4 protein-coding genes are annotated in these 4,767 nt (G+C 66.6%); 2 read left to right on the plus strand and 2 right to left on the minus strand.

Annotation, left to right across the window (positions count from 1 at the left end):
* The first annotated feature begins 90 nt into the window (after window positions 1-90).
* Both ACESMY_RS23415 and ACESMY_RS23420 read left to right on the plus strand, forming a co-directional pair.
* Window positions 91-1,017 carry a glycosyltransferase family 2 protein gene (locus ACESMY_RS23415; RefSeq protein ID WP_372787051.1) on the plus strand — a complete coding sequence of 309 codons (927 nt, stop codon included), beginning with the start codon at window positions 91-93 and terminating at the stop codon, window positions 1,015-1,017.
* Window positions 1,018-1,057: 40 nt separating this feature from the next.
* On the plus strand, window positions 1,058-2,311 hold the full coding sequence (locus tag ACESMY_RS23420) for a serine hydrolase domain-containing protein (RefSeq protein WP_372787052.1): 1,254 nt from the start codon (window positions 1,058-1,060) through the stop codon (window positions 2,309-2,311).
* On the opposite strand, the gene ACESMY_RS23425 is transcribed toward ACESMY_RS23420, so the two are convergent.
* A complete protein-coding gene (locus tag ACESMY_RS23425) occupies window positions 2,308-2,991 on the minus strand; it encodes a L,D-transpeptidase (RefSeq protein WP_372787053.1) in 684 nt (227 codons plus the stop codon). The two genes, ACESMY_RS23420 and ACESMY_RS23425, sit on opposite strands and share 4 nt — an antisense overlap.
* A gap of 4 nt (window positions 2,992-2,995) precedes the next feature.
* A partial coding sequence (locus tag ACESMY_RS23430; RefSeq protein WP_372787054.1) for a YDG domain-containing protein occupies window positions 2,996-4,767 on the minus strand: 1,772 nt, incomplete at its 5' end.

Raw genomic sequence — 4,767 nt, forward strand, 5'->3', positions numbered from 1 at the left:
AGCACCTCGTTGACATCGAGGGGGTCACAGGTTCGATCCCTGTCGCGTCCACCATTCTTTTCCCGCCGACAGCGGCTGACAGCGGTCCAGATGGCCCCGACCCTGACCCGGATGGACGCCCGGCCTATCCCCGAACGGGCGGGCGAGATCAGAGGCTGCATGGTGGTGCGCAACGATCATTGCCGCCGGCTTGGCGTCGAGCGCTTCCTGGTCGTCGACAATGGCTCCGACGACGGGACACTGGACTTCCTGCTTGCCCAAGCCGACCTCCACGTCTTCTCCAGTACCGACGGCTTTGCCGCCAACAGCATGGGGATGGCTTGGGTGAACGAGCTCCTCGACGCCTTCGCCGATGACCATTGGGTGCTGATCGTCGATGCCGACGAGCTGTTCATCTACCCCCGCTACGAGCAGATCCGGCTGGCCGATCTCTGCCGCTTCCTGGACACGACCGAAGCGCGCGGCCTCTTCTCGCTCATGCTCGACATGTATTCGGACCGGCCGGTGGGCGAGAGCATCCACACGCCCGGCCAGGCGCTGGTCGGGACCTGCGCCTATTTCGACCGGGGTCCATACCGCACCATGGCCGTCAGCCAGTTCCCCTATACCCGCATCTATGGCGGCGTGCGCGACCGGCTGTTCCGCCAGGTGCTGCAAGGCCGCTACCACTCGCCGACGGTGAGCAAGATTCCGCTGATCAAATGGCGTGCGGGAACGCGGTATCTGGCCTCGACGCACCATGTGACGCCGCTGCCGCTGTCGGCCCTGGCCGGTGGTCTGCTGCATTTCAAGTTCCTGCAGGACTTTCACGAGCGGGCGGTCGTCGAGGTTGGGCGCGGCGAACACCACAGCGGCGCGCACGAATACACCGCCTACCTCGAGCTGCTGCAGGCCGATCCGCGCTTCAACCTGATGTCGCCGGCCTCGGTGCGGTTTGAGGACAGCGCCCAGCTTGTCCGCCTCGGCCTGATGCAGACCTCGGAGGCCTACGAGCGGTTTGCAAACGCGTTGGCCTGACGGCTAAGGTCTTCCCAAACCAGACAAGGGAAGAAGCGACGTGGCGAAAGCAGAATCGGTAGGTCTCTCCAAGCCCAGGCTTGAGCGCCTGGATCGGGTCATGAAGGAGCGTTACGTCGACGCAGGCCACCTGCCCGGCCTCATCACGCAGGTCTATCGCAAGGGCGAGATCGTCCACACCGGCCTCACCGGTCACATGGACATCGAGCGCGACAAGCCGATGCGCGAGGACGCCATCTTCCGCATCTATTCGATGACCAAGCCGATCACCGCGGTGGCGCTGATGATGCTGGTCGAGGAAGGCCTGCTCGGTCTCGACGACGCGGTCCACACCCATATTCCGTCCTGGAAGCGCATGGGCGTCTACGCCAGCGGCGTGCCCACCCTGCTGGCCGACCAGCCGCCGCAGTTCATGACCACCCAGCCCGAGCGGCCGATGAAGGTGGTCGACCTGGTCACCCATACCTCCGGCCTGACCTATGGTTTCATGATGCGGACCAGCGTCGATGCGGCCTATCGCAAGCTGAAGGTCAACGATTTCCAAACCCCGGGCGGACTGGACACTTTCGTCGAGCAACTGGCGGGCTTGCCGCTGGAGTTCTCGCCCGGGACGCAGTGGAACTATTCGGTCTCCATCGATGTGATGGGCTACCTGGTGCAGAAGCTGTCGGGAATGAGCTTTGGCGAGTTCCTGCGCACGCGCCTGTTCGAGCCGCTGGGCATGACCGACACCGCCTTTTTCTGCCCGCCGGAAAAGCTCGACCGCTTCACCTCCTGCTACCAGCCCAAGCCGGGCGGTGGACTGAAGGTGCAGGACGACGGCCAAGCCAGCACCTACGCCAAACGCCCATCGCTGGAATCCGGCGGCGGCGGCCTGGTCTCGACCACCCACGACTACATGCGCTTTTGCCGCATGATGCTGGGCAAGGGGACGCTGGATGGGGTGCAGATCCTCAGCCCCAAGACCGTCGAGCTGTTCAGCCTGAACTTCCTGCCGGAGAACAAGGAATTGGCCTCCATGGCCCCGCCGGGCGCGTTCAGCGAGGCGGGCTATTCGGGAATCGGCTTTTCGATCGGCTGCGGCGTCAACATCGACGTCGCCAAGACCCGTCTGCCGGGCAGCCTGGGCGAATATTTCTGGGGCGGCGCGGCCTCGACCGCCTTCTGGATCGACCCGAAGGAGGACCTGGCGGTGGTGTTCATGACCCAGGTGATGGGCACCGACGCCCGGCTGACGCTGCGTCGAGATCTGCGCACCCTGGCCTATTCGGCGATGACGGAGTCCTACGCCTAGGGCTTGGCCAGCGCGAAGACCTGCTCGAGCGGCCGGGTCTCCGGTAGGATGTAGACCACCCCGCTGGTCCGGGCGAAGGCCGGGTCGACGACCGCGTCGTAGAAGGCCGCCGGTACGTTGATGCAGCCATAGGAGATGCGGTGCTGCAGCGGCGAGGCCGCCGCAAGCCGCTGCAGCCGATGCTCCTTGGGATTGGTGGTGATCACCCGGTGCAGGGCGACGCCCGCCTTGTAGTCCACCCAAAGCACGTCCTTCTGGCCCAGGTCCTGACCGAGCGATGCGACGAAGCGGCCCGCCGGCGTGATGCGATCTTTCGGCCCGATCGCCGACAGCGGCTTATCGCCGATCCCCGGAACGATGTCGTCGCCCGGCGTCAGTCCGACCAGGGCGGGCGCCGCGCCGCTCAGATGGCCCTGGGCGTCGAAGACGAAGACACGGGCCGCCACCTTGTCGATGATGACGAAGGGCATGCCGACATTGTCGCGCGTCACCACCACCCAGTCGGCCATTCGCCGCACGTCGCCCGAGGCGGACTGGCCGGAGAAGTCGGCCCGCGCCGCGACCGCCGCGGCGGTCTGAGCCTGGGAAGGAGCTCCCCCAAGCAACCCGACGCAGAGGCCCGCGGCGACGATCGCCGCAAGGCCCTTGCGGCGGGCGTGATGGTCGATGGTGCGCGGCAAGGCGTTAGTTCCGGTCCTGTTTGCGCGGATAGACGGGCGCCACATAGGGGACGGGTGCGGCCGGCACGGCCAGGGGTGCGTTGAAGACGATCGGCGACGGCTGGATCGTTTCGGTTTCGACTACCGGTATGAGGGGCATCCTGACCCCGCCGCTCAACACGGCCAGTTGCAGGCCCGCCGGTGCGCCGACAACGACAGGCGCGATTTCAGCCACCGTGGGCGTCTGAATCGTCGAAGTCGGTGTGGGCGTCGGCGTCGGGGTAGGAGTCGGAGTCGGAGTCGGAGTCGGAGTCGGAGTAGGCGTTGGGGTTGGGGTTGGGGTCGGCGTAGGCGTCGGGGTCGGAGTCGGAGTCGGAGTCGGAGTAGGCGTAGGCGTAGGAGTCGGGGTCGGGGTCGGGGTTGGAGTCGGAGTGGGCGTTGGGGTCGGTGTCGGTGTCGGGGTCGGGGTGGGTGTAGGCGTCGGCGTCGGGGTTGGGGTTGGGGTAGGCGTGGGCGCGGGGGTAATGGTCCCCGTGGTCCTGAACGTTGTGACGCAGCAGGAGATGCCCAGGGAATACTTGCCCGCATCGGCGCCGGTCAGGCTGTAGCCGCTATAGGTGATGCCGATGTCGGTTCCAGCCACGGCGGTGTCGAAGTTGGCCGTGGCGCCCGCGTCCGCGTGCAGACTGACCTCTCCTACGGGAGCGCCGTTGAAGCCCAACAGGGTCACAGCGGTCGTGCCGTCGGCGACCTTGGTCGCGGCCGGGAAAAGCAGCATGAACTCGGTGACGATCGCGCCTTCGGTCAGGGTGAAGTGGGTGCTGAAGGCGGTCGGCGCGGCATAGGAGGGGGGGTTGTAGTAGATGTTGGTCGGCGCGGCGGTGACCGTGATCGGCGGCGTGCCGGTTGCGAAGATCAGCGTCCCCCCTGCCGTGCCCGGCCCGGTCCCATTCTTGCCGGCGATGATGGTCAAGCCGAAGGCCAGTCCCAGGTCCTCGGAGGGAATGGTGCTGCCGTCGGTCAGGGTGATGGCGTCGGCCACATTGACGTTGTTGCCGGCGCAGATGGTGATGTCGCCGTTGGTGGCGGTCATGGCGCCCGTGAGGAACAGGTTCACGTCCTCGCCGGCGCTGATCAGGATGCTGCCGCTGACCGTGGTGACCGGCGCCCGGATGTTGGCGTCACGGCCGCAGCAGATCACGAAGTTGCCGTTGGTGGCGCTGACCGGGAAGTCCACGTTCACGTCGCGGAGCGCGTTCAGGGTCAGGGTGGTCGGGCTGCTGGACGCCGTCCAGGCCACCGGCTCCTCGATGTTGATGTCGCCGTTGCCGCCCAGGGTGGTCGAGGTGAGCGTGGTCAGCGGTGGTGTCTGACCGTCGTCTTCGCCGTTGGTCGCGCCCGTCAGCGTGCTGATGATCACGCTGTTGGTCACCAGGTCCTTGGAAAGCTGGGCGCCGGTGATGTTGTCGCCGGGGGCGCTGCCGACGGTGAAGTCGACCGGATCGATGGTCCAGGTCCCGGTCACGCCGGCCGGCGCGGCGGTGGTGATGCGGGATCCCGCCGCGACGTTCACGTTGAAGGCCGAGGTCTCGATCGTGCCGCCGTTACCGCCGGAGGGGGCGCTGGCGTCGAGCGTACCGCCGACATTGACCGTGCCGCCCTGCATGTCGCCGAGCAGGCTGATCATGCCGTTGCGGCTGCCGATGGTCTCGGCCTCGATCAGGCCGGTATTGTTGACCACGGTCTTGAGCAGCAGGCCGGCGGCCTGGGCGGTCAGCACCACCTTGCCGCCGTTGG

It is taken from the genome of Phenylobacterium sp., assembly GCF_041691455.1.
Taxonomy (GTDB): domain Bacteria; phylum Pseudomonadota; class Alphaproteobacteria; order Caulobacterales; family Caulobacteraceae; genus Phenylobacterium.